The sequence below is a fragment of the Salinimicrobium marinum genome (genome assembly GCF_014651535.1).
Lineage (GTDB): Bacteria > Bacteroidota > Bacteroidia > Flavobacteriales > Flavobacteriaceae > Salinimicrobium > Salinimicrobium marinum.
The window spans coordinates 799,273-825,198 of sequence record NZ_BMXB01000001.1 but is presented as its reverse complement, the minus strand read 5'-3'; the positions used below and the strand labels follow the sequence as shown (position 1 = coordinate 825,198).

General features: G+C 42.1%; 14 protein-coding genes. All 14 read left to right on the top strand.

Translation table 11 applies throughout. The features are described from left to right. The first annotated feature begins 110 nt into the window (after positions 1-110). Positions 111-2,579, top strand: coding sequence for a beta-galactosidase GalB (gene galB, locus IE056_RS03490; RefSeq protein ID WP_189603279.1), 2,469 nt, complete (start codon positions 111-113; stop codon positions 2,577-2,579). Positions 2,580-2,613: 34 nt separating this feature from the next. After that, positions 2,614-5,013, top strand: a complete 2,400-nt coding sequence (locus tag IE056_RS03485; protein ID WP_229793636.1) for a glycoside hydrolase family 31 protein — start codon at positions 2,614-2,616, stop codon at positions 5,011-5,013. 28 nt (positions 5,014-5,041) lie between these two features. Beyond that, positions 5,042-7,048, top strand: coding sequence for a glycoside hydrolase family 97 protein (locus IE056_RS03480; RefSeq protein ID WP_189603277.1), 2,007 nt, complete (start codon positions 5,042-5,044; stop codon positions 7,046-7,048). Positions 7,049-7,121: 73 nt separating this feature from the next. Then, entirely contained in the window at positions 7,122-9,359 is a 2,238-nt protein-coding gene (locus IE056_RS03475; protein ID WP_189603276.1) for a glycoside hydrolase family 3 C-terminal domain-containing protein, read from the top strand. Between the two features lie 25 nt (positions 9,360-9,384). Beyond that, positions 9,385-10,842, top strand: a complete 1,458-nt coding sequence (locus IE056_RS03470) for a cellulase family glycosylhydrolase (RefSeq protein WP_189603275.1) — start codon at positions 9,385-9,387, stop codon at positions 10,840-10,842. A gap of 113 nt (positions 10,843-10,955) precedes the next feature. Next, positions 10,956-11,834, top strand: coding sequence for an AraC family transcriptional regulator (locus tag IE056_RS03465; protein ID WP_189603274.1), 879 nt, complete (start codon positions 10,956-10,958; stop codon positions 11,832-11,834). A gap of 3 nt (positions 11,835-11,837) precedes the next feature. Further along, on the top strand, positions 11,838-13,181 hold the full coding sequence (locus tag IE056_RS03460; protein ID WP_189603273.1) for an L-fuconate dehydratase: 1,344 nt from the start codon (positions 11,838-11,840) through the stop codon (positions 13,179-13,181). Next, entirely contained in the window at positions 13,182-13,946 is a 765-nt protein-coding gene (locus tag IE056_RS03455) for an SDR family NAD(P)-dependent oxidoreductase (RefSeq protein WP_189603272.1), read from the top strand. A 31-nt stretch (positions 13,947-13,977) separates the two neighbouring features. Beyond that, positions 13,978-14,835, top strand: a complete 858-nt coding sequence (locus IE056_RS03450; protein WP_189603271.1) for a fumarylacetoacetate hydrolase family protein — start codon at positions 13,978-13,980, stop codon at positions 14,833-14,835. Positions 14,836-14,980: 145 nt separating this feature from the next. Further along, complete coding sequence (locus tag IE056_RS03445) at positions 14,981-17,359, top strand: glycoside hydrolase family 95 protein (protein WP_189603270.1); 2,379 nt, start codon at positions 14,981-14,983, stop codon at positions 17,357-17,359. Positions 17,360-17,361: 2 nt separating this feature from the next. Continuing rightward, positions 17,362-18,144 carry an L-fucose dehydrogenase gene (locus IE056_RS03440; protein WP_189603269.1) on the top strand — a complete coding sequence of 261 codons (783 nt, stop codon included), beginning with the start codon at positions 17,362-17,364 and terminating at the stop codon, positions 18,142-18,144. Positions 18,145-18,149: 5 nt separating this feature from the next. Further along, positions 18,150-19,457, top strand: a complete 1,308-nt coding sequence (gene fucP / locus IE056_RS03435; RefSeq protein ID WP_189603268.1) for an L-fucose:H+ symporter permease — start codon at positions 18,150-18,152, stop codon at positions 19,455-19,457. A 656-nt stretch (positions 19,458-20,113) separates the two neighbouring features. Continuing rightward, the gene (locus IE056_RS03430) at positions 20,114-21,298 is read left to right on the top strand and encodes an MFS transporter (protein ID WP_189603267.1); all 1,185 of its coding nucleotides are present in this window, start codon (positions 20,114-20,116) and stop codon (positions 21,296-21,298) included. A 518-nt stretch (positions 21,299-21,816) separates the two neighbouring features. Then, complete coding sequence (locus IE056_RS03425; RefSeq protein ID WP_189603266.1) at positions 21,817-25,887, top strand: T9SS type B sorting domain-containing protein; 4,071 nt, start codon at positions 21,817-21,819, stop codon at positions 25,885-25,887. Positions 25,888-25,926: the final 39 nt, after the last annotated feature.

Here is a 25,926-nt window from a genome sequence, read left to right as displayed (position 1 = left end):
GATGATCATTAGGAAAGAAGTTTTACCCATTTAAAACTTCTTTCCTTTTTGAATCAATTCAAAATTTACCTCTGAAATTTTCTTTTTCAGAGGACCTTAAACCAACGTTAATGATTAAAAAATACTATTTCTTACTTGTTTTTCTAATCTTTTTAATTTCTACTGTCTCCTGCGAAAATTCAACAGAATCTGAGGCAGGAGAAAACCGAAAGATCTCCTTTAATGAAAACTGGCAGTTCCGGTTAGGTGATTCCGTAGGAATCGACAGTTTTGGAAAAGAGTGGAGAACTTTGGATGTTCCCCATGACTGGAGCATTGAAGGTGAATTTAGTCCCGAGCATCCTGCAGGTACAGGTGGCGGTGCTTTACCCGGAGGGATGGGCTGGTACAAAAAGTCCTTTACTATAGAGGAAAGCGACAGCACAAAAGTAACTTCTGTAATGTTTGACGGGGTTTACCATAACAGTGAAGTTTGGATCAACGGAAATTACCTCGGAAAACGTCCTAACGGATACATGGGATTTCAGTATGACCTGTCGCCCTATCTTAACTACGGAGAAGTGGAAAATGAACTTCTTGTAAAAGTTGATAATTCAGAGCAACCGAATTCACGCTGGTATTCCGGATCGGGGATTTACAGAAATGTTTGGCTCATCAGCACAGATAAATTGCATGTTACAAAATGGGGAACCTTTGTTACCACCCCGGAAGTCAGTAAAGATAGTGCTACTGTTAACATTGAGACTACGATTGCAAACAAGTATCCCGAAGCTAAAAATGCAGTAATCAAGACCATTATTCTCCGGAATGGTTCCGAAGTCACTTCCGCCAGCGAGGAATTCAGCATTGATAAGGATAGAGAACATAAAATTCAGCAAACGGCTACAGTGGAGCAGCCTGAATTATGGTCGGTAGAAAATCCTGAACTTTATACTGCAGTCACCGAAATTGAGCTTGACGATGAAATCGTGGACAGGTATGAAACCACTTTTGGAATCAGAAGTTTCCGTTTTGATCTTGAAGAAGGGTTTATTTTAAACGGAAAACAAGTCAAAATAAAAGGGGTTTGCCTTCACCACGATTTGGGGCCGTTAGGTGCAGCGATTAACACACGTGCTATAGAGCGCCAGCTGGAAATTATGCAGAAAATGGGCGTTAACGGAATCAGGACTGCCCACAACCCACCGGCACCGGAATTACTGGAGCTATGTGATAGAATGGGCTTTATCGTTCAGGACGAATCTTTTGACATCTGGGAGCAAGGGAAAACAGAACACGACTACAGCAATCATTGGGATGAATGGTACGAACGTGATCATACCGATATGCTGTTACGGGACCGCAACCATCCGAGTATTTTTATGTGGAGCATAGGAAATGAAATTCCGGAACAATGGAGCGAGCGTGGTGCAGAAATAGGAAGGGAACTGGCTGCTATTACCCGTGAAATTGATTCCACCAGGCCTCTTACGGCAGCAATGAATCCGCCCGTCCATACCAGTGATGATGATGTGACACTTCAGTTTGATGAACCTCAGCAGCCTAATGCCCTTGCGGGATCGGGAGCTTTGGATATCATTGGCTACAACTATGCACATCAAACCTATCCTAAACACCAGGTAAATTTCCCGAGCACACCTTTTATTGCTACCGAAACAACTTCGGCTTTAGCGACTAGGGGATATTACGAGTTTCCTTCAGACACTATCAAAATATGGCCGGTACGCTGGGACATTCCATTTGTCGGAGGGAATCCGGACAATACCATTTCAGCTTTTGATCAGGTAAGGACCCCGTGGGGTTCTACTCATGAAGAGACTTGGAAAATTATCAAAAAACATGATTTTCTTTCAGGATTCTACATTTGGACAGGATTCGACTATTTAGGGGAACCCACTCCTTATACATGGCCTTCAAGAAGTTCCTACTTCGGAATTGTAGATCTCGCCGGATTCCCAAAAGATTCCTATTACATGTACAAGAGTGAATGGACAGATGAAGATTTGCTGCACATCCTGCCACACTGGAACTGGGAAGAAGGACAAACGGTAGATGTTTGGGCTTATTACAATAATGCCGACGAAGTAGAGCTTTTCGTGAACGGGGAATCCAAAGGAATAAAAAGAAAAGAAGGAGATGACCTGCACGTAATGTGGAGATTCCCTTACGAAGCAGGAACTTTAAAAGCTGTCTCCCGAAAAGACGGAGCAACGGTTCTGGAAAAGGTGGTGAAAACTGCCGGGGAACCTGCGGTATTAAATCTGGAAGCCGACCGTAAAGGCATTAAAGCTGACGGACAGGACCTTTCTTTTATTACCGTTACCATCACAGATGAAGATGGTACTTTAGCTCCAAGGGCAGACAATCTGGTTCATTTCGAATTGAATGGAGGCGGAAAGATAGTAGGAGTCGCAAGTGGTGATCCTACAAACCATGAATCCTTTCAAGGCACAAAGCATTCTGCCCTTAATGGAAAATTGCTTGTGATCGTGCAATCCGAAAAAGATGCTGGTTCGGTTGAACTTACCGCGACTTCCGAAGGATTAGAATCAGCGTCGACTACTATTACTTTTGAATAAGACTATGAGAAATAAAACTACCAAAACAGCAATTATGAAAAACGCATGGAAAGGTAAAATATCCCTCGGGCTGATTTGTCTAACCGTCGGAATTTTACAGGCTGGTGCACAGATTCAAAATGCAAACGTCCTTAACGAACCGATAGATGTCAGCAAAGATTTCGAGGATTACTCAAATACCTTCTATTTTGCCGATGAACTGGTATCCTTTAATCCTGAAGCTGGAGAAGGAACAGTAAAATATAAACGGCATACCTATCAAACAAGCCAGGCATTCAACAACATGCTGATGAAGCCGGACACGGTTGCAGCAAATGAATTTCCCGCTACGGAATATGAAGCCTCACCAGAATTGCCATTTAAAATACAGTTTGTTTCAGATCGTACTATCAGAATTAAAATGGCTTCGGGGCCGCAATTCCACAACCAGGAAGAATCCCTGATGTTAATCAATGGTACAGCTCCAAGCAATCCCGAAGCATGGACTTACTCAAAAATAGAAGGCGGCCACCAATATATCGGCGAACATGGAAAGGTGGAAATCCTTACTCAGCCATGGCATGTAAAACTCTATGACAAAAATGGTAAATTATTGACCAGTACACTTCATAAAACAGACTTACAAAATACGTATACTCCTGTTTTACCATTTTCATACGTGAGAAGAAACAGCGATTATTCTCGGAGTATGGCAGCAGTTTTAAGCATGGAACCCGGCGAAAAGATCTTCGGACTAGGAGAATCTTTTACCCAATTCAACAAACGCGGACAAAAAGTGGTTCTTTGGGTTGATGATGCCAACGGAGTACAAAACGAGACCATGTATAAACCAATTCCATTTTACATGAGCAGCCGTGGATATGGAGTATTTATGCATACCTCTTCTCCTATTACAGTCGACTTCGGAAAATATTTTAATGCTGCCAACAACATGATGATTGGGGATGATGTTGCCGATCTTTTCTTCTTCCTTGGTGAACCTAAAGATATTCTGGATGAGTACACAGACCTAACGGGTAAAACTGAAATGCCCCCGCTTTGGTCTTTCGGATTCTGGATGAGCAGAATCACTTACTTTTCTGAAGAGGAAGGCCGGGAAATAGCCAGCAACCTTAGAAAGCATAAGATCCCAAGCGATGTGATCCATTTCGATACCGGCTGGTTTGATGTGGACTGGCGCAACAACTATGAGTTTGCGGCAGATCGATTTGATGATCCTGTAGATATGATGGCAGATATGAGAGAAGACGGCTTCCATGTTTCTTTATGGCAACTCCCCTACTTCACTCCAAAAAACACTCTTTTTGATGAAATTGTTGAAAATGAGCTTGCTGTAAAAGACCGAAAAGGAAATATTCCTTACGAGGATGCTGTGCTCGACTTTTCTAATCCTAAAGCAGTGGAATGGTATCAGGGAAAACTCCGCCACCTGTTCGATCAGGGAGTGGGCGTTTTTAAAGTGGACTTTGGGGAAGCGGCACCTTCAAACGGAATTTACCATTCCGGCAGAACCGGATTTTATGAGCACAATTTATATCCGCTTCGTTACAACAAAGCGGTCGCCGAATTGACAAAAGAAGAAAAAGGCTACTCCCTGATCTGGGCAAGAAGTACATGGGCTGGAAGTCAGCGATATCCTTTACATTGGGGCGGTGACGCCGCCACCACAAACACTGCCATGTCAGCCACTTTGCGCGGCGGACTATCAATTGGTCTTAGCGGATTCAGTTTCTGGAGCCATGATGTTGGCGGATTCGTAACTGCCGCTCCCGAAGACCTTTACAGAAGATGGACGCCCTTTGGAATGTTGTCTTCGCACGTAAGAAGCCACGGCGAACCACCAACAGAGCCATGGCTGTACAATGAAAGCTTTTTACAAGCCTTTAGAAAAGCCGATAATATGCGTTACGAACTGATGCCGTACATCTACGCCCAGGCAAAAGAGAGTTCTGAAAAAGGGCTTCCGATGATGCGTGCTTTGTTTGTGGAATATCCAGACGATGCAGGTTCCTGGTTAGTGGATGATCAATATCTCTTTGGATCCAGCATGCTTGTTGCGCCGCTATTTGAAGAAGTTTCAGGAAGACAGGTTTATCTTCCGGAAGGAAAATGGATCGACTATCAGACAAACAAAGTTTATGAAACCGGATGGCATACGATTGAAGCAGGTGATATTCCAATTATTGTTCTGGTAAAAGACGGAACTGTAATTCCACATATTAAGTTAGCACAGTCCACCCAGGCGATGGATTGGACAAACCTTGATTTAAGAGTTTTTGCTGCGGAAGGCACTAATTCTGCTTCAGGTGAAATATTCCTTCCTGAAGGTGACGCCGTACAAACCATAACAGTTTCAAAAAGAGTAAACAATTTTGAAGTTACAGAGAATCCTTTGAGTGGAAAAACCACTTTCAGAACCCAATGGCAGAAATAAATTTCATATACAGCTAAGTAATAAAAAAATGATAAAAAGATTAAGCATACTCCCCGCACTTTTCATCTCGTTGATCTCTTGTGGACAACAGGAAGAAACGAATGTACACGAACTTTCATCGCCCGATGGACAGAATAAAATAATGTTTGAACTTACTAATGACAGCCCCGAATATTCTGTTTCACACGGGGATACTGAAATTATTTCTCCTTCAGAAATGGGTTTTGTTCTCAGGAATAATGATTCCCTGAGTAAAAACTTCGAAATTACTTCTGTAGAGGAATCTTCTTTTGATGAAACCTGGGAGCAGGTTTGGGGTGAAAAAAGGAACATCAGAAACCATTATAATGAGCTGGTTGTAAACCTTCAGGAGAAAAACGAAAAACAGCGAAAACTTCAGGTTCAATTTCGGGCTTTTGATGATGGAGTGGCTTTCAGATATGTTTTTCCGGAGCAGGGAATCAACGACAGTATTTTCATAATGGATGAGCTTACCACTTTCAGATTAAAAGATGATGGTAAAGCCTGGTGGATCCCTGCTTATCACGAGCAGCGCTATGAAAATCTTTTCGAAGCCACTCCTGTAAGTAAGTTAGATACGGTGCACACTCCGTTAACCATAGAAAGTGAAAGCGGACTGGCAATAAGTTTTCACGAAGCAAACCTGACAGATTTTGCCAGCATGACCCTGGAAATGACTTCAGGAACTGAGCTTAAAGCAAATTTAGTTCCCTGGGCAGACGGAGTGAAAGTACGTACCACCGGATCATTTACTACCCCGTGGAGAACAATTCAAATCGGGGAAGAACCAACAGACCTTATTACTTCCTACCTAATCCTAAACCTGAACGAACCTAACAAGATTGAAGACACCAGCTGGATAGAGCCTGTAAAGTACATTGGAATTTGGTGGGGAATGCACATTGGTAAATACACTTTCTGGGAAGGTGAAAATCATGGGGCTTCTACCAAAAATGCAAAAGAACATATAGATTATGCCAATCAATTGGAAATTGACCACCTGCTAATTGAGGGATGGAATAAGGGCTGGACTCCTTCATGGTATGAAAATGCCCTGCACCAGTTCAGTTTCACAGAGTCCACAGATGATTTTGATCTTAAAGAAGTAACCGATTATGCTGCTGAAAACGGAGTGCAAATCATAGGCTACCACGAAACGGGCTCGAACATCGACAATTACCTGAAACAGATTGACAGTGCTTTTGCCCTATATAGAGAAATGGGCATCCGTGATGTAAAAATCGGACATGTTGGCTCTATGTTGAACATGGAAGAATGGCACCACGGTCAATTCGGAGTCAATTACTTTAGATATGTTCTGGAAAAAGCAGCCGATTATAATTTGACCGTCCTTTACCATGAGCCTATAAAAGACACCGGAGAAAGACGTACCTATCCTAATATGCTGGCCCGCGAGGGTGCCCGCGGAATTGAATATAATGCCTGGAGCGATGGTAACCCACCAGATCACGTGACCATCCTCCCCTTCACACGCTTCCTTGCAGGCCCTATGGATTTTACCGCAGGAATTCTTGATGTAGAAGTCAGCCAGGGATATCCCGGCAGAAGGGTTCATTCCACTGCAGCCAAACAACTTGCTTTATTGGTAACTGTATATTCACCCATTCAAATGTTGGCCGACCTACCGGAAAACTACGTGGACAAACCGGAATTTCAGTTTTTGAAAGATGTACCAATGGACTGGGAAGACACTAAAGTGCTGAACGGAGAAATAGGAGATTATATTACCACCGTAAGAAAAGATATAGACAGTGATGATTGGTATCTGGGAAGCATTACAGATGAAAATGAACGTGATCTGGAAATTTCCCTTTCCTTCCTTGATGAAGGAGCAACTTACGAAGCCCAGATGTATGCAGATGCTGAAGGAACAGGATATCAAAATAATCCTTTAGAAGTAAAAATCACCAACAAAGAAGTAACAGCCGAAGACAAGCTTACACTCGAGCTGGGTGCAAGTGGAGGAACGGCAATACGATTTAAAAAACTATAAAAAAGAAGATCCTAAAGGAAATAAAATTTTCTGTAAACTGAATCATTAGGCTTGCATTATAAATTCCAATTGAATGAAAACTAAAATAATACCTTTTTTGAGTATCCTCGGCCTCTTTGCCATTGTTGGCTGTGAAGGAAATGCTCAAAGCGAAAACAGAGATTCAGCCAGAACATCAAAAGAGGAAATTTTTGAAGGTGAACCGCTGAGTATGGAATACGAAGAGAAAATTGACAGCCTTATCGCACAACTGACTCTCGAAGAAAAATCCGGAATGCTTCATGGGACCAGTATGTTTGCCACTTCGGGTGTACCACGACTGGGAATTCCGGAATTAACCATGGCCGATGGCCCTCTGGGCGTCCGCGAAGAAATTTCCAGGGATTCCTGGGCAAATGCAGGCTGGGAGAATGATTACGCTACTTTTCTGCCTGCCGGTGGTGGACTATCCGCCACATGGAACCCTGATTTAGCATATACCTTCGGGAATGTGATGGGCGCAGAAGCCCGCGACAGGAATAAGGACGTGCTTTTGGCTCCTGCCTTCAACATCATCCGGACTCCGCTGGGAGGTCGTACCTATGAATACTTTTCTGAAGACCCGTTTTTAAACAAAATGATCACTGTACCTTATATTGTTGGGGTACAGGAAAATGATGTCGCTGCCTGTATAAAGCATTACGCCGTCAATAATCAGGAAACAAATCGAGGAACGGTAGATGTACTTCTGGATGAGAGAACCCTGCGGGAGATTTATCTTCCGGCTTTTGAAGCTGCCATTACACAAGGTCACGCCTACAGTGTAATGGGAGCGTACAATAAACTACGTGGAGATTATCTCAACGAGAACGAATATATGCTGCAGAATGTTCTCAGAGATGAATGGGGCTTTAAAGGTATTGTCATCTCCGACTGGGATGCCATCCACAGCACCGTCAAAGCATTGAAAGCGGGAGCCGATGTAGAGATGGGTACCAATGCTCCTTTTGATGAGTATTATTTCGCACAGCCTCTAATCGATTCTGTGCAGGCAGGAAAACTTTCGGAAGAAGAAGTAAATAAACATGTACGCCGCGTACTTAGGGTAATGTACAACATCAAAAGCATTGATTCTACAGGTCGCGCCAAAGGAAGCAGAAATACCGAAGCTCATCTTCAGGACGCCTACAACATAGCTTCAGAATCTGTAGTACTGCTGAAAAATGAGAAAAATTTACTTCCGGTAAATGCTGAAGAAATCAACAGTATTGCCGTGATTGGGAACAACGCCACCAGGACATACGCTCAGGGTGGATTTGGTGCCGGAGTAAAAACCCGCGATGAAATCACTCCGCTGGATGCTTTGAAAAACAAGCTTCCGGAGTCGGTTAGTATTAATTACGCAAAAGGTTATGAGGAAAATTATGTTCCTGCAAACGATCAAAATCAAAATTATGGCAGGGCGACCATTGACGAACTAGATGAAAACATGGTTCAGGAAGCAGTAGAAGCTGCAAAAAGTTCAGATGTGGCGATCATTTTTGCCGGATCCAACAGAGATTACGAATCGGAGGCTGCAGATAGAAGAGACATTCAGCTTCCGTTTGGGCAGGAAGAATTGATTGACCGTGTAAAAGAAGCCAATCCAAATACCATTATTGTAATGATTGCCGGTGCACCTTTTGATCTTCAGAAGGTAGAGAAAAATGCTTCTACCCTTGTATGGAGCTGGTTCAACGGTTCGGAAGGAGGAAATGCCCTGGTGGATGTGCTTTTAGGAGAAATTAATCCTTCCGGAAAACTTCCATGGACTATGCCTTTACGTCTTGAGGATTCTCCCGCTCATGCCACAAACAGCTTTCCGGGAGACGAATCTGTCACGTATGAAGAAGGTATTCTTGTGGGCTACCGTTGGTTCGACACCAAAAATATAGAGCCAATGTATCCTTTTGGCTACGGACTTTCCTATACCTCTTTTGACTTCAAAAGTCCAAAAGTAAATAAGGAAGAAACCTATACAGAAAATGACACGATCACCCTTGAGATTGAGGTGGAAAATACCGGTGAAGTAGATGGAAAAGAAGTGGTACAGGTATATATGTCGAAGTCTGATTCTCAAATAGAACGTGCCGCCCAGGAGCTGAAAGGATTCAAAAAAGTAACTGTTGAAGCAGGAAGTTCAGAAACAGTTTCCATAGAAATTCCGGTAAAGGAACTGGCATACTACAACGCGAAAAACAAATCCTGGTCTGTGGAACCAGGCACCTATACCTTTAAAATAGGGAATTCTTCAAGAAATATTCTGGAGGAAATACATATTAAAATCAAATAAAAATATTAACCAAAAAACAACCGAGATGAAAAAACTAGCATTTAGTGTCTTTAGGATTCTGTTAATGCTCTTCACGAGTATTGGTTTTGTATCGTGCACAGAAGATGATGATGCATCAAGAACCGTTGCCCCACCCGATCCAATTGAATTTAGTGTCACTCCTACTACCATTGATTTTGAAGCGGCAGGAGGTGAAAGTACATTTGAAATAACCAGTGGAGCAGAATGGAACATTTCCGGTGGTGCAGACTGGATTTCTTTATCTGCGGAATCAGGGCTGGAAACAAGTGATGTGGTGGTTACCGCAGAAGCTAATGAAGCTACCGAAGAAAGAACTGCAACCCTAACTGTTTCTGCTGAAAATGATACGCAGGAAATCACAGTAACTCAAGCCGCTGCCGAAGCTCCGCCAGCCGAAACTCCTGAAGCTACCATCGAACCCGATGAAACTGGCATGCGTGATCTTACGAGCGTTGAACTTGCCAATGAAATGGAAATAGGCTGGAACTTAGGAAACTCTCTTGATGCCATAGGTGGCGAAACCGCATGGGGAAATCCAAGAGTGAATGAGCAATTAATACAATCTGTAAAGGATGCCGGATTCAATGCAGTACGAATTCCTGTTGCATGGAGCAAATTTTCAGATGAAGAGAACTTTGTCATTACAGAAGAATGGATGAACCGTGTAGAGGAAGTTGTGAATCTGGTACTTGACAATAATATGTATGCCATCATCAACATCCATTGGGATAATGGCTGGATGCAGCCCACCTATGATGATGAAGAATATGTAAATAATCGATTGGAAATCATGTGGCAACAAATTGCCATAAACTTCCGAGATTATGACGACCGCCTCCTTTTTGCAGGTACCAACGAAGTAATGGTAGAAGGTGATTATGGAACGCCTACTGAGGAATACTATACTGTACAAAATGGATTCAACCAAACCTTCGTGGATGCTGTAAGGGCTACAGGAGGAAGAAATCATTATCGCCATCTAGTGGCACAGGGATTCAATACCAATATTGACCACACTCTAAATTTTGCTGAAATTCCTGAAGATATTGTGAATGAGCGGCTAATGATGGAAGTTCATTATTACGATCCTTTTAATTTCACATTAAACGAAGAGAGCAATGTTTATCAATGGGGAGATGATGCACTGGAATCTGAAGACTGGGCAAATGAATCTTACGTCGATAATCAGTTCGACCGGATGAAAACCGAATTCATTGATAATGGAGTAGGCGTGATTCTTGGCGAGTACGGCGCAATTGCAAGGCCAAGCGTAGATGGACATGAAGAATACCGTCAATATTACATGGAGTATGTCACTGAATCTGCCATAGAACATGGACTAGTTCCTTTTTATTGGGATAACGGTGATGAAGACGCTCATGGTTTTGCCATTTTTGACAGGGAAACCGGGGAAGTGCTTTATCCAAATCTTTTGAAGGCAATAGTTAACCGGGAGGATTAGACCATGGCTATACTCTACAAGACAACCCACCAATGTTTCTTCCAACTTTCAAAGAATTCTTGATCATTTCCTGAAATCGGAATAAGGATCGAAAAAAGTCAAAGGCTAACACCATGAAATTACATTTTTTAGACAGGTCCGATCTCCGGAATAAATCTCTTTCGGTACACTACAACAGCTATTCAAATTTTTTAAAGCTGTGGCACTACCATGAACAGTTGGAGCTTGTAGTGGTGCTTAAAAGTACAGGAACGAGATTTGTCGGGGACAGTATCGAAAAGTTTAGCCAGGGGGAAATTATTCTTCTGGGCAAGAATTTGCCTCATATGTGGCTAAATGACAAAGCTTATTTTGCTGAAGGTTCAGAGCTGAAAGCCGAAGCCATAGCTGTTCATTTCAAACAGGAGTTTCTTGGAAAAGATTTTTTAGAAACTCCAGAGATGAAACATATCGGTCAGCTTTTTGAAAAAGCGCGGCGGGGAATAAAATTTAAAGATAAAAATGAGGAGATCATTGGAAAAATAAAACAGATGGTAGCACTTGATGATTTTGAAAGAGTCATTAAAATGCTTGAGATCCTTAATCTTTTGTCAAAATGGGAAGATTACGTTCTGTTATCGAGTACAGGCTTTTTAAGCACCTTCCATCGCAGTGAAAACAACAACCTGGACAAGGTATATTCTTATGTCTTCAACAATTTTAAAAAACCCATTTCTCTGGAAGAGATATCAGAAATTGCCCATATGAATCCGTCGGCATTTAGCAGGTTTTTTAAAAAAGTTAGCAGAAAAACTTTTTCCCGATACCTCAATGAGATACGGGTGGGATATGCATGCAAAATGCTTTTGGAACAAAAATATAGTGTAACAGATATTTGTTACGAATCTGGCTTTAACAACCTCTCCAATTTCAACAGGCAGTTCAAAGCCATCACCAACTACTCACCTACAGAATACCTCCAGGATTACAGTCGTGTGTATTCAAGAAATTAGATTATGAAACAACAAATTAAGATCGTAGATATTGAGGTGCATGATGTGCGCTTTCCTACCAGCCGGAATTTTATTGGTTCCGATGCTATGAATACAGATCCCGATTATTCTGCAGCCTATGTTATCTTGAAAACGGATCATCCCAACAACCTGGAAGGCCACGGACTCACTTTTACAATTGGCCGTGGAAATGAAATTTGTGCGAAAGCCATTGAAGCCTTATCTCCTCTGCTTCTCAATAAAACCCTTAGTTCATTCACTGAAGATATGGGAGCCTTCTGGACGATGATCACCGGCGACAGTCAGTTGAGATGGTTGGGGCCCGAGAAAGGGGTTATTCATCTTGCAACGGGAGCCGTGGTAAATGCAGTTTGGGATCTTTATGCCAAAGTTGAAGAAAAACCTCTCTGGAAACTTTTAGCCGATATGACTCCGGAACAACTGGTTTCCTGCGTGGACTTCAAATATATTACAGATGTCATTACTCCTGAAGAAGCCATTGCTATGCTGAAGGAAAAAGAAAGCACCAAACAGAAGCGCATCACCTATCTGGAAAAAAATGGTTATCCCGCTTATAATACCTCAGTGGGTTGGTTGGGGTATTCAGATAAAAAACTCCGGGAGTTGTGTCGTGAAGCCAAAGCCGCCGGCTGGAAGTATGTAAAAATGAAAGTAGGTTCTAATCTGGGGGAAGATATTCGTCGGGCCTCTATCATAAAAGATGAAATTGGTGAAGACCTGAAACTAATGATGGACGCCAACCAGAAATGGGATGTGGATGAAGCCATTGAAAACATGAAAATCCTTTCCCAATTTAATCCCTGGTGGATCGAAGAACCCACCAGCCCAGATGACATACTGGGGCATGCTAAAATTGCAAAAGCCGTAGCTCCAATTCATGTTGCAACGGGAGAACATTGCCAAAACCGAATTATTTTTAAACAACTCATGCAGGCAGATGCCATGGGAATTTGCCAGATCGACAGTTGCAGGGTTGGTGGTGTAAACGAAATTCTTGCAATTTTGCTTATGGCTGCAAAATTTGCAATTCCGGTTTGTCCTCACGCCGGTGGTGTAGGTCTTTGCGAATATGTACAGCATTTATCCATGATAGATTATATTTCCATAAGTGGAAGAATCGAGAACAGGGTAATTGAATATGTGGATCATCTGCACGAACATTTTGTTGATCCCGTGGTGATTAAAAACGGCAATTATCTCCTTCCAGCAGCACCCGGCTACAGTGTTACCATGAAAAAAGAATCTTTAAAAGAATATTCTTTTCCATCTGGAGCCATCTGGAAGTCAGAATTGGAGAATATTATAAAGACTCCAATAATTAATTAAATGAAATTCAGTTTAAAAAATAAAATAGCCATTGTAACAGGAGGCGCCAGCGGAATTGGAAAAGCAATTACTGAAGCTTTTGTAGAACAAGGTGCCACGGTCCATATCCTTGAAATAAATTCTGAAATTGGTGTGAAACTGGCTTCAGCACTGAACAAAGAGAGAGAAGTTGTTGTTGTTCATACCTGTGACATTAGTAAACAAAAGGAGGTGGAAGCTGTAATTCAAAAACTTCCGGAATTTCAGATCCTGATCAATAATGCCGGAATTGCACATGTGGGAACGATCGAACAAACTGAAGAAGTAGATCTCGACAGATTGTACCAGGTAAACATCAAAGGAACCTACAACTGTATGTATGCCTGCATTCCGCGGATGAAAAATAAGAATGCTGTGATCATCAACATCGCCTCCATAGCTTCTTCGGTAGGTATTTCAGAAAGATTTGCATACTCGATGACTAAAGGTGCTGTACTGACGATGACTTACTCGGTTGCTAAAGATTATCTCGATTACGGTATTCGTTGCAACAGTATTTCCCCCGCAAGGATCCACACCCCGTTTGTGGACGGTTTCCTTTCAGAAAATTATCCTGGAAAGGAAAAAGAAATGTTTAAAAAATTATCTGCTACACAACCCATTGGTCGTATGGGAGAACCAAAAGAAGTGGCAGATCTTGCCGTCTACCTGTGCTCGAATGAGGCTTCTTTTATTACCGGAACAGATTTCCCCATAGATGGAGGATTCATTAAATTGAACAGCTGAAAAGCTAACAACTGTTGAAGATAAAAATTATATGAAATTAATACGTTTTGGAGATTTAAATAGAGAAAAACCGGGAGTTGAATTGGAAGACGGGAAAAGATTAAATGTTTCCTCGTTCACCATAGATTATAACGAAGATTTCTTTGCAGAAGATGGTATCCAAAAATTAAAAGAATGGCTCTCATCTAACCATAATTCCTGCTCTGAAATTCCTTCAGATATAAGATTGGGAAGTCCACTAAAAAGGCCTTCAAAGCTAATTTGTATCGGACTCAATTACGCAAAACACGCAGAAGAAAGTGGAATGAAACCACCACAGGAGCCAGTCTTGTTCTTTAAAGCAACTTCAGCAATTGTCGGTCCTAACGATGATCTTATTATACCCAAGAACAGCAAAAAGACAGACTGGGAAGTGGAACTAGCAGTGGTAATTGGGAAGAAAACTTCCTACTGTAGTGAATCTGAAGCGATGGATGCTGTTGCAGGATATGTATTACATAACGATTACAGCGAACGTGAATTTCAGCTGGAACGTGAAGGCCAGTGGGTGAAAGGGAAAAGCTGTGATACCTTCGCTCCTCTCGGGCCATATCTGGTGACCAAAGATGAAATTAAGGATCCCAACAACCTCAACCTATGGTTAAAGTTGAATGGAAAAACGATGCAGGACAGCAATACCTCAGATTTTGTTTTTAACATCGCTGAAGTGGTAAGCTACATTAGTCAGTTTATGACCCTTCTACCCGGAGATGTAATTTCCACCGGAACTCCATTCGGTGTCGGAATGGGATTAAAACCTCAGCGTTACCTCAGATCCGGAGATGTGGTTGAACTGGGTATTGACGGATTGGGAAGTTCGAGGCAGCATGTCAAAGCCTATGAGGAGTGATCGTTTTTTTTGCACTTCTCCTAATAAATGTTTCAGGATTTTAAATTCACGAAAAGCCTATTTCGGAAGGGCCTCCGATAGAATATTTTATGCAGAATAAATTCCGAATTCAGTAAGACTCACATATATTTATAATATTTAGCTCATGAAATACCACCTACATGTTTTCAGATTTTTTGCCTCTTTACTGGTTTTGCTTTTATCTTCCATTCCCGCTACGGCCCAATCCCTTCCTGAAAATCAGCACATTTTATGGTACGAATCCCCTGCAGAGAGCTGGGATCATGCCTTACCGGTAGGTAACGGAAGACTCGGTGCGATGGTTTTCGGAGATCCGAAGAACGAAAGGATTCAGTTGAATGAAGATTCCTTGTGGCCGGGCGGCCCCGATTGGGGAAACAGCAAAGGCACTCCCGAAGACCTTGCGGAACTCCGGAAATTTATTGAAACCGGCCAGTTTCATTTGGCAGACAGTCTTATCGTAGAACGTTTTTCCTATAAAGGAGTCGCCCGTTCCCATCAAACTATGGGTGATCTATTTATTGAATATAAGAACGATAATATCACCGATTACAGGCGAGAACTGAACCTTGAAAAAGCAATTACCACAACAACTTACAAAGCAGATGGGCATAAGGTATCCCAGGAGATCTTCTCCTCTGCTCCCAATGACGTTCTGGTAGTAAGGATCAAAACTGAGAATCCTGAAGGAATGGATTTCAAACTTTCCCTTAGTAGACCTAAAGATCAAGGGCACCCAACCGTTAAGGTTTCCTCTCCGAAACAAAATATGCTAAAAATGGAGGGAATGATCACCCAGTACGGGGGCGCCCGCAATTCTGAACCTGTAGAAATAGATTATGGAGTATCTTTTGAAACCATCCTGAAAGCAGAATCAACACCTGGTACTGTTACCTCCGGTGGCGATACAATGACGTTTGAAAATGTGCAGGAAACTACGCTGTATATCGTTAGCAGTACTAGTTTTTATCATGACGATTACTCTAGAAACAACGAAAAAACTTTGGAAAACCTTGATAACAAAGATTTTGAAAAAGTATTTTTAGAACACACGAAGGATCATAAGACATATTACAACCGTACCTCCATTGATCTTGGCCATCACGAACTCAATAAACTCTCTACAACAGAACGGCTTCAGCGGGTAAAAAACGGAAAAAAAGACCGTGACCTGGTGGCAAAGCTATGCCAGTTTGGCCGGTATTTATTGATCTCCAGTTCCCGTCCCGGAACAAATCCCGCCAACCTGCAGGGTCTTTGGAACGAGCATATCCAGGCACCTTGGAATGCAGATTACCACCTGAATATAAATTTACAAATGAATTACTGGCCTGCAGGGCCGGCAAATCTGAGCGAATTCCAGGAGCCGCTTTTTGACTTTACAGACCGCCTGATCGAACGGGGAAAAATCCTTGCCCGGGAGCAATACGGTATGAGCGGAACGGTAGCGCATCAAACTACCGATCTCTGGGCTGCACCCTGGATGCAGGCCGAAACAGCCTACTGGGGATCATGGATCCACGGTGGAGGCTGGCTGGCACAACATTATTGGGAGCACTATAGATTCACCCAGGATACCACCTTTTTAAAAGAACGTGCATACCCCGCTCTGAAAGCCTACGCCGAGTTTTATTCGGACTGGTTAACTGAAGATCCGCGGGACGGCAGCCTCATCTCCACCCCCGAAACTTCCCCGGAAAACCGTTACCTGGCTCCCGATGGCGAGCCTGCAGCTTTATCCCGAGGCACTGCCATGGGTCACCAGATCATTACAGAAGTATTTGACAACACTATTGAATCTGCAAATATTCTGGGGAAATCGGATGAATTTATTCAGAAGATAAAAGCACAACGAGCACAGCTGCGCCCAGGATTACAGATAGGCGCAGACGGCAGACTTCTGGAATGGGATCGGGAATATGAAGAACCTGAAAAAGGGCATCGTCATATTTCTCATTTATACGCCTTACATCCCGGGGATGATATTACGAGTCAGGATCCGAAATTATTCGAAGCTGCGCGCAAAACCATTGAACACCGGCTTGAGCACGGAGGAGCCGGTCCGGGCTGGAGCCGGGCCTGGGTCATTAATTTCTATGCCCGTCTGCTTGATGCCAAAGCAGCAAAAGAACATGTCAATCTCTTCATGCAAAGATCGATCTATCCAAACCTCCTGGACATACACCCACCTTTTCAGATAGACGGAAATTTCGGATTCACGGCAGGAATAGCCGAAATGCTCCTGCAATCACACGAAGGTTTTCTACGCATTCTTCCTGCTCTTCCGGAGGAATGGAAAACCGGGAGTATAAAAGGTTTAAAAGCAAGAGGAAACATTGAGGTGAATATTTCCTGGAAAGAAGGAAAGCTTCAGGAATTAATTTTAAATTCCCCTGAAGATCAAACTATAAGAATAAAATATGGAGAAAAAGAAATAAGGGTTGAGCTCAAAAAAAATAATCCTGTTATCTTAACCGGCGAATTACTCAATGGAAATAAGTAGAAATGGACCTACAGCTCAGGGATAAGGTAATTATCGTCACGGGAGGCACCAAAGGAATAGGAGAAGCTATTTCCCGAAAGATCGCCGGGGAACAGGGAATTCCAGTCTTCATAGGCCGTACTCCCGAAAGTGGTAAAAAGCTGGAAAAAGAACTGCGGGATGCCGGAAAAAAATGCTATTTCATTGAAGGTGACCTTAATGTACCGGGTATTTGTGAGCAGGTAGTCCGAAAAACCCTTGACAAATTCGGAACTATTTATGGCCTGGTAAATAACGCAGGAAGAAATGATAGCATAGGACTGGAAAATGGTTCGCCCGATGCTTTTAAGGAATCTCTCAACTCTAACCTGAACCATTATTATGATATGGCACATTTTTGTCTTAACGCGCTGAAACATTCCGGTGGCACTATTGTCAATATAAGTTCAAAAACAGCTTTAACAGGACAGGGGGGCACTTCTGGGTATGCTGCTGCAAAAGGAGCACAGCTGGCGCTTACCCGCGAATGGGCAGTGGAATTGTTACCTTTTGGAATTCGCGTAAATGCCGTCATTCCTGCTGAGGTTATGACACCTTTATATCAAAACTGGATTTCAGGATTTGATAATCCTGGACAAAAACTCAAGGCCATCACCAATAAAATTCCACTGGAAAAAAGAATGACCAGTAGTACAGAGATCGCATCGAGTGTGCTGTTCCTGCTTTCGAAGGAAGCTTCTCACATTACAGGACAGCATCTGGTAGTAGATGGAGGATACACTCACCTGGACCGTTCCATAACCTAACGGGTATGACAGAAGAAAAGAGGAGCACTCCACTAGTACCAAAAGAAGTAGTTTTACCTTTTATTCTTATTACCTCCCTTTTTGCACTCTGGGGTTTTGCAAATGCCATTACAGACCCAATGGTTACTGCCTTTAAAAAGGTGTTGGAGCTGAATAATTTTCAAGCTTCCCTGGTGCAGCTTTCCTTCTATGGCGGTTACTTTACCCTTGCGCTTCCTGCTGCCTATTTTATGCGAAAATACTCCTACAAATCCGGCGTTCTTATAGGGCTAGCACTTTATGCCACAGGAGCTCTGCTCTTCTATCCTGCCGCAGCTTTTGAAAGTTATGCATTTTTCCTTATCGCTATTTATATACTAACTTTCGGACTCGCATTTCTGGAAACCTCAGCTAATCCATACATTCTTTCCATGGGAGATGAAAGAACTGCCACCAGGCGTCTCAACCTGGCTCAGGCTTTTAATCCTATTGGGCTAATGGGAGGTCTTTTTGTAGCCCAAACATTTATTCTTAGCAGGTTAAGATCAGATGACATTCAGGATTATACGAATCTTACTGAACCTGTAAAGCAAAGCATTCGTACCGCAGATCTCGAAGTCATCCGGAATCCTTATATCTATCTCGGCATTTTCGTATTGGTGATTTTCCTGATCATTAAATTTTTAAAAATGCCTAAAACCAAAGAAACAGGCAAATTACCTGAAATGAGTGCCATCATTTCTCGACTTTTGAAAGAAAGAAGGTTCACACGCGGAGTCATTACACAGTTGTTTTATGTAGGAGCACAGATTATGTGCTGGACCTACATTTATCACTACGCTGAGAATCTTGGGATTCCTAATGAAATTGCGGTGAATTACGCATATTTCGCATTTGCGTTATTTTTAAGTGGAAGGTTCATTTTTACTTATCTACTAAAATTCACAACTCCCGGAAACCTACTTTTCATTCTCAACATTCTTGCAGTTGCTTTTTCTATGGGCACTATTTTCATTGAGTCAATATTTGGTCTTTATTGTCTAGTAGGAATCTCTTTTTGTATGTCACTCATGTTCCCAACAATTTTTGGGATCGCATTAGAAGGTCTGGGAGAAGATGCTAAAGTAGCATCGGCTTTTATGGTAATGGCAATCGTGGGAGGTGCCATAATGCCTGTACTGCAGGGGCTCCTAATTGATGTGGGAGGAAGGGCGCTAAACGATCATCATATCCTTGGCGTTCCCGAAATCAATTTTTCGTTTATCCTGCCTCTTATATGCTTTCTGGTGGTGGGTTATTACGGATATTTCTTCCGAAAACCATTGATTTCCTGAGGTCTTAAAAAATGATATTTAAAGTACTTCTGAAAAAGAACATAAATAAAGATATAATCTGAATCTAATTAAACAGAACAAACTATACAGGAAAATATCTAAAAACTGATACTACTTTCAACAGATAATGGATGAAATAAAATGCCGGTCCTGACTTCCGCAAAATCGACCCTACTCAACCTGCTTCGCAGGTACCGGCATTTCTTCTTAAATAAGTTGTAGATCTTCTCAATTCCTATGTTCAAAGGTAATTTTTCTGTTTTGAGAACAATTACGGTTTTCCACAATCAGGGACTTTTTAATATTAAATCCACTATATATTCCATCCTTTCCTTCACATTAAACACTGAAAAACAGCTAACCACCAAACTCCAATTCTGTAGGAAATTATTTTCTACACTATATTATAAATAAGATGGAGCAGGTACTAGGGGGTTTCAGAATTTAAAAAAATCATTTTTAAAGCGCATTTTCCGTTCATTTTTCTTCTGTTTATAATTAAATAAATAATTCAGAAAATTCAAAGAAGCTTGTATCCTGAAATGGTGAAGGTTCCTGGGAAATCCTTATTCTGACAATTTGCGAAGAACGATCTCTTTAAAACCTTTCTTGTTGCCTTATTTTTTATTTCCTTAGCCGCAGCATATATTGGAATCTTGAATAAGACGAGACAGATACTGCCTATCATTGTTTTTGCTCAATTTTGCTGCACCTCCTTATGGTTTGCAGGAAACGGAGTGATGAGTGATCTTCTTAAAACCTTTAACCTGGAGCTGACGGCACTGGGGCATCTAACCGCTGCAGTACAATTAGGATTTATTGGCGGAACTCTTGTTTTTGCTTTTCTAAACCTTGCAGACAGGTTTCAGCCTTCCAAATTATTCTTTGTATGTGCACTTTTGGGAGCAATATTCAACCTGGGAATTTTACTGGAACAAAACAGCCTGAATAGTCTGCTCCTGTGGCGTTTCCTCACCGGATTTTCCCTCGCCGGAATTTATCCTGTGGGAATGAAAATTGCCGCAGATTATTTTAAGGAAGGCCTGGGAAAATCTTTAGGATACCTGGTAGGAGCACTGGTTCTGGGAACTGCCTTTCCACACTTACTAAAAACCTTTAGCGGGAGTGAAGACCTCCCATGGAAATTGGTAATCATTACCACCTCAGTAATAGCAATTTTGGGAGGCTTTTTAATTTTATTTCTGGTTCCGGAAGGACCGTACAGGAAAGCAGGTGCCGGAAAAGTTTCTTTCCGCATTTTTGGGATATTCAGGAATAGCCGGTTTCGTGCTGCGGCCTACGGGTATTTTGGTCATATGTGGGAACTCTACACCTTCTGGGCTTTTGTTCCGCTTATTTTAAGCAGTTACAATATGCTGCATCCGGCCACCGAATATAATATTCCGTTGATCTCCTTCCTCATTATAGGAAGCGGAGGCATTGCCTGTATCGCAGGGGGATATATTTCAGAAAGAATAGGTAGCGAAAAAACTGCTGCCACGGCACTTTTTTTGTCGGGATGTTGCTGCCTACTTTTTCCGCTGATTTTTATTCTGGATGCTCCCGCCCTGCTGATCTCGTTTCTAATTTTCTGGGGGCTGACTGTAGTGGCAGATTCCCCGCTTTTTTCCACCCTGATAGCGCAGAATGCAAATCCGGAAATTCGCGGAACAGCTTTGACCATTGTGAATTCTATTGGGTTCGTCATTACCATTGTAAGTATTCAATTCATCAACTTCTTAATGCTGCAGTTCGAAACCATTTACATGCTCGCGCTGCTTGCTGCAGGCCCTGCCTTCGGATTGTGGAGTCTTTTCCGAAAAAAAGTTCGTAAAGGATAAATTCTTTTCTGAAAATACAATTTTCCTACTCTCCTAAAAAATCTTTCCAAAGAAGGATTTCTGGATTTTCAGCAAATTATCTTTCTCCTGTAATACATCAAAATCTCATGGCTTCAGAAAATTTATTTAAATCCGGTATTTTCCATTTCTGCTTGTCGGCAACATTGGATATGGAAATCAAAATCTGAAGTTCGCTGGAAGATTTTCAGTGATTTTAGCTTTCTAATCTTCTCATTTTTAGTTGAAAAAGAAATTTTACAAGCCTGACCTACCAAAAGAGGATCAACCAGAAAACCATGTAGTAATTTCATTTGTCAAAGATTTCTTTAAAAAATCATGAAAATCATAGTTTTTTAATGATAAAATGTTGATTAACATAAATTTAAGATCTATAGTGTATTTCATCGAATAAATATGCCCTTTATCCGTTTCCTATACTAATTTTGCATTCGCTAATCAGATGTGTCTGTTTAGCGGAAGTGAGAAAAAAACTATTTCTAATTTTTAAATATAGTTTTATGAAGTGGATAAAGTATATGCTTATTATGGCATGTGCGATGGGATATGGTCAAACGGTGAGTGTCGATGATAGTACACGTGACCCTTCAGGTTTGGTAAATGCTTTACTGGATAACGCCTGTGTGGAAGTTTCCAATATTGATCTTTCTTCTGACAAATCTGTAGCCTATTTCAACAATAACGGCGGAGAATTTCCTATTTCCGAAGGGGTCATTATTCGAAGTGGTGAGGCCAAATTAACAGAAGGAAAATACACAGGAAAAAATGTTAGCAGTCAGGAAAACAATTACCGGGATGCGGACCTGGAACGCATCAACAGCGATGAAGGACAATCGGCTGTTATTACCGATGTAGCTTTTCTTGAATTTGATTTTGTTCCGCTTTCCAGCAATTTTAACTTCAACTTTTTATTCGCTTCCAACGAATACGGGGAATGGCAGTGCGTTTCCAGTGATGTATTCGCCTTTTTGTTGACAGATCTTTCGACTGGCGAAACCATTAACCTGGCCGTGGTACCGGAAACAGAAACCCCAGTTTCCGTCAGGACCATAAAAGATGATACTTACAATGCCTCCTGTGAATCTGATTATCCCGAACTTTTTTCCAGTTATCAGGTGGACAATCCTTCGGCTTCAACCGTGAACATGAGAGGTTATACACAGGTCATGAATGCTTCCGCAGATATTACCCCCGGAAAACCATACCGGATAAGACTGGTGATCGGAGACTCAAATGATGCCAATTTCGACTCCGCCATTTTTCTTGAAGCCGGAAGTTTTAATGCCAATGTAGATCTTGGACCCGACCGCAGTTTTTGCCAAGGAGATGCCTATACCATCGAAACCGGACTCGACACTAATATGTATGCACATAGCTGGACCTACAACGGAGCAGTAATTTCCGGAGAATCTGCAAACTCTCTTAATGTCAACAAAACCGGAACTTTTGGGGTTCGTGTGACAAAAAACGGAACAAGTTGCCTGGTGACAGATGAGGTGGTCTTTTCCAATCTGGACGTGAGTAATCCTGTAGATCTCACGGTGTGCGATAACGGTTCAGGTATTTATTACTACGACCTTACCCAAAACAATGCAGCAGCTTTAGGAGTAGATCCTAAAGAATATGATGTTTTTTACTACACCTCTTTTACAAGGATCACTAATAATATCCCTGTTCCTCCAACTGAACTGAACAATTTCCGCAGTTCCGGAAATCAAAAGATTCTTATAAAACTGGTAAACAAATTCACCGGAAATACCTGTGATGCGGTGTACGATTTTCAGTTACTAGTCAATGATCCTGTGGAAGCCAATAAACCCGATCCTGTGGAAGAATGTTTCGTCCCTGGATCGGCAGTGGAAGTAGACCTGACGCAGACCCGGGATCAGATTCTTGGAACACAGGATCCCGCCGCTTATGAAGTTTCTTATTTCAGCCTTCGGGAAGATGCCGAGAAAAATAAAAAAAGGATTGAAACGCCGGAGCAATATCAGGTAGCAAAAGGCCAGAAATCGAAAACCATTTGGGCCCGGGTTCAGGACCTTAATATGCCCGAATGTACAGCCACAGTGAGTTTTGAAGTGATTTTAAATGATATGCCACCGGTGGACAGCCTGGAAGATGTGGTGGAATGTGTGCAATACATCCTTCCGGAAATCACCCACGGAAACTATTTTACCCAGTCTGGCGGAATGGGAAAAGCCTTGTTTGCCGGAGACATCATTGATGAAACCTCAGTAATTTACATATTTAATGGACCCGACGAAAACGGCTGTACTAACGAGTCCAGCTTTAGAGTGACCATTATTGAAGACTACAGCATTGGTGAAAAATACTGTGGTAGCTTTACTGTTCCTTCTCCCCCCGAAGGAGCTTTTTACAGCCAGCCGGGAGGACCAGAAGGTACCGGAACAGAACTACTTCCCGGTACTGTTATTACCGAAAACGGACCTATATATTTCTATGCCGAAATAGAAGGCACCTTTTGCCGGGAGGAAACTTTCAATATTACCATTTTACCACTACCACCGGTAGATGAACCTGAAAATGTGGTCACCTGTACCAGTTACAAACTTCCGGCACTTCAAAATGGCGATTATTTCACAGCACCCGGAGGAAAAGGAAAGAAGTTCACTGCAGGCCAGGTCCTGATCGCTTCTCAGACTTTGTACGTGTTCAGTAATAATGGAACCTGTACCAATGAACATACTTTCCAGGTCACCATTACTCCGAAATATGAGAATGTGGTTGCCTGCGGAAGCTATGAGTTACCTGTTCCTGAAGTGGGATCATATTTTACAGAAGCCTTCGGAAAGGGAAAAGAGATCCCGGCAGGAAGTTTTATTACGACCTCTCAGACCCTGTATTATTATGCTGAAACTACATCAGCAAAGAACTGTACAGACAACCTGTCTTTTAATATTACCATCATTCCCATTCCCGAAGTAGATATGCTGCAGGATGTTCTGGTTTGTGAAAACGAACTTTTTGAACTTCCGGAGCTGACGCATGGAGGATATTTTACCGAAGCCAACAGAGCGGGAACTCAACTATTTGCCGGGAATATCATTGATACCACCTCTACTATCTATATCAATAATGAGGAGAATGGCTGCTTCAATGAAAGCAGTTTTGTAGTTGAAATAAGGCCGTTGCCCAAAGTAGAGAACTTCACAGATATTTATACCTGTGCGGCGTATGAACTGCCTGTATTGAGGTACGGTTCCTATTACACAAAACCTGGTGGAAAAGGCACCCTGGTGAATGGAGGCGAAATTATCACCACCACACAAACCCTGTATGTTTACAGCGCCTGGGAAGATCTTACCTCCTGCTTTAGTGAGAACGGATTTACCATTTATGTCGAAGGAATTGATGTAGACGAATACGAAGATGTTTCGGTTTGTGACTCCTATATTTTACCCCAAATCACCAAAGGCAACTATTTTACCGAAAGCAACGGAAGAGGAACTAAACTGAAAGCCGGGGATGCAGTGACTTCTACCCAAAGAATTTATGTGTTCTCCAGCAACGGGACGAGGTTTATCTGTACAGATGAAACCAGTTTCATGGTGACTGTGACAGAAACACCACCCCTGCCCGATTATGCTCCTGTTGAAAGCTGTGACAGTTATACGCTTCCTGTTTTGTCTCAGGAAGAATATAATGTTAGTTACTATTGGAGTCCCGGTGGCGAGGCAGAACTTTCTGCTGAAGAACGTACCATTTCAGTTCCCGGAAATCACACTGTTTATGTGTATGCTACCGCAAAAGAGAACGCTTCCTGTATCAATGAAAAAAAGATTGAAATAACTGTATATCCCCTCTTAGAACTGGACATCAAAGGCGGAACCATCTGTAGAAATCCTGAAACGGGAGAAGTGGAATCAGAATATCTTTTAAAATCCAATCTTGATCCTTTAGAATTTGAAGTACTGTGGTTTCTTGAAGATAAACTTATGCATGTAGGCCCAGAATATTCTGTTTCCCAGGAAGGAGAGTACTATGTGGAAACCCTCAAATTAAATCCTGAAATAGGTGCCAGTTGTAATTATGCTTCCACTTCGGTTACTGTACTGGAATCGGCTAAACCTATTATTTCTGCTGCCGTAACAGCACCGTTTGAAGATGTCGCAGTCATTACCATTTCTGTGGACAGGGGATTTGGGCAGTACGAATATCAGTTGAACAACGGGGAATTTCAGGAAAGCAATGAATTTCGAGATGTTCCATCGGGAGTCCATACCATTACCGTTAGAGGTGTTTCTGGGAATTGCGGGCAAGCAACGGCAGAAGTGGTGGTGCTTAAATATCCCAAGTATTTTACCCCCAATGGTGACGGATATTTCGAAACATGGACCATTCCAGATCTTTTAGATCACCCGGAAGCAAGAATTTCTGTTTTTGACCGCTACGGAAAACTACTGAAGGTTTTTCCTCCCACCGACAGCTGGGACGGATATTTCCATGGTAGAGCAATGCCTTCAGATGATTATTGGTTTAAAGTGAGCTTTGACCATGAAGGGGTACCTAAAGAGTTTAAATCCCATTTTACGTTAATGCGGAAATAAAACAGCATAAAATTTATTCAGGAGTTACATTTTCAGCCA

What these genes read in the sequence shown, in the direction of transcription:
- IE056_RS03470 (WP_189603275.1), top strand. Translation starts at nt 9,385, where the DNA reads ATGAAAAAACTAGCATTTAGTGTCTTTAGGATTCTGTTAATGCTCTTC.
- IE056_RS03480 (WP_189603277.1), top strand. Translation starts at nt 5,042, where the DNA reads ATGATAAAAAGATTAAGCATACTCCCCGCACTTTTCATCTCGTTGATC.
- IE056_RS03460 (WP_189603273.1), top strand. Translation starts at nt 11,838, where the DNA reads ATGAAACAACAAATTAAGATCGTAGATATTGAGGTGCATGATGTGCGC.
- IE056_RS03425 (WP_189603266.1), top strand. Translation starts at nt 21,817, where the DNA reads ATGAAGTGGATAAAGTATATGCTTATTATGGCATGTGCGATGGGATAT.
- IE056_RS03485 (WP_229793636.1), top strand. Translation starts at nt 2,614, where the DNA reads ATGAAAAACGCATGGAAAGGTAAAATATCCCTCGGGCTGATTTGTCTA.
- galB (WP_189603279.1), top strand. Translation starts at nt 111, where the DNA reads ATGATTAAAAAATACTATTTCTTACTTGTTTTTCTAATCTTTTTAATT.
- IE056_RS03475 (WP_189603276.1), top strand. Translation starts at nt 7,122, where the DNA reads ATGAAAACTAAAATAATACCTTTTTTGAGTATCCTCGGCCTCTTTGCC.
- IE056_RS03440 (WP_189603269.1), top strand. Translation starts at nt 17,362, where the DNA reads ATGGACCTACAGCTCAGGGATAAGGTAATTATCGTCACGGGAGGCACC.
- IE056_RS03455 (WP_189603272.1), top strand. Translation starts at nt 13,182, where the DNA reads ATGAAATTCAGTTTAAAAAATAAAATAGCCATTGTAACAGGAGGCGCC.
- IE056_RS03445 (WP_189603270.1), top strand. Translation starts at nt 14,981, where the DNA reads ATGAAATACCACCTACATGTTTTCAGATTTTTTGCCTCTTTACTGGTT.
- IE056_RS03450 (WP_189603271.1), top strand. Translation starts at nt 13,978, where the DNA reads ATGAAATTAATACGTTTTGGAGATTTAAATAGAGAAAAACCGGGAGTT.
- fucP (WP_189603268.1), top strand. Translation starts at nt 18,150, where the DNA reads ATGACAGAAGAAAAGAGGAGCACTCCACTAGTACCAAAAGAAGTAGTT.
- IE056_RS03465 (WP_189603274.1), top strand. Translation starts at nt 10,956, where the DNA reads ATGAAATTACATTTTTTAGACAGGTCCGATCTCCGGAATAAATCTCTT.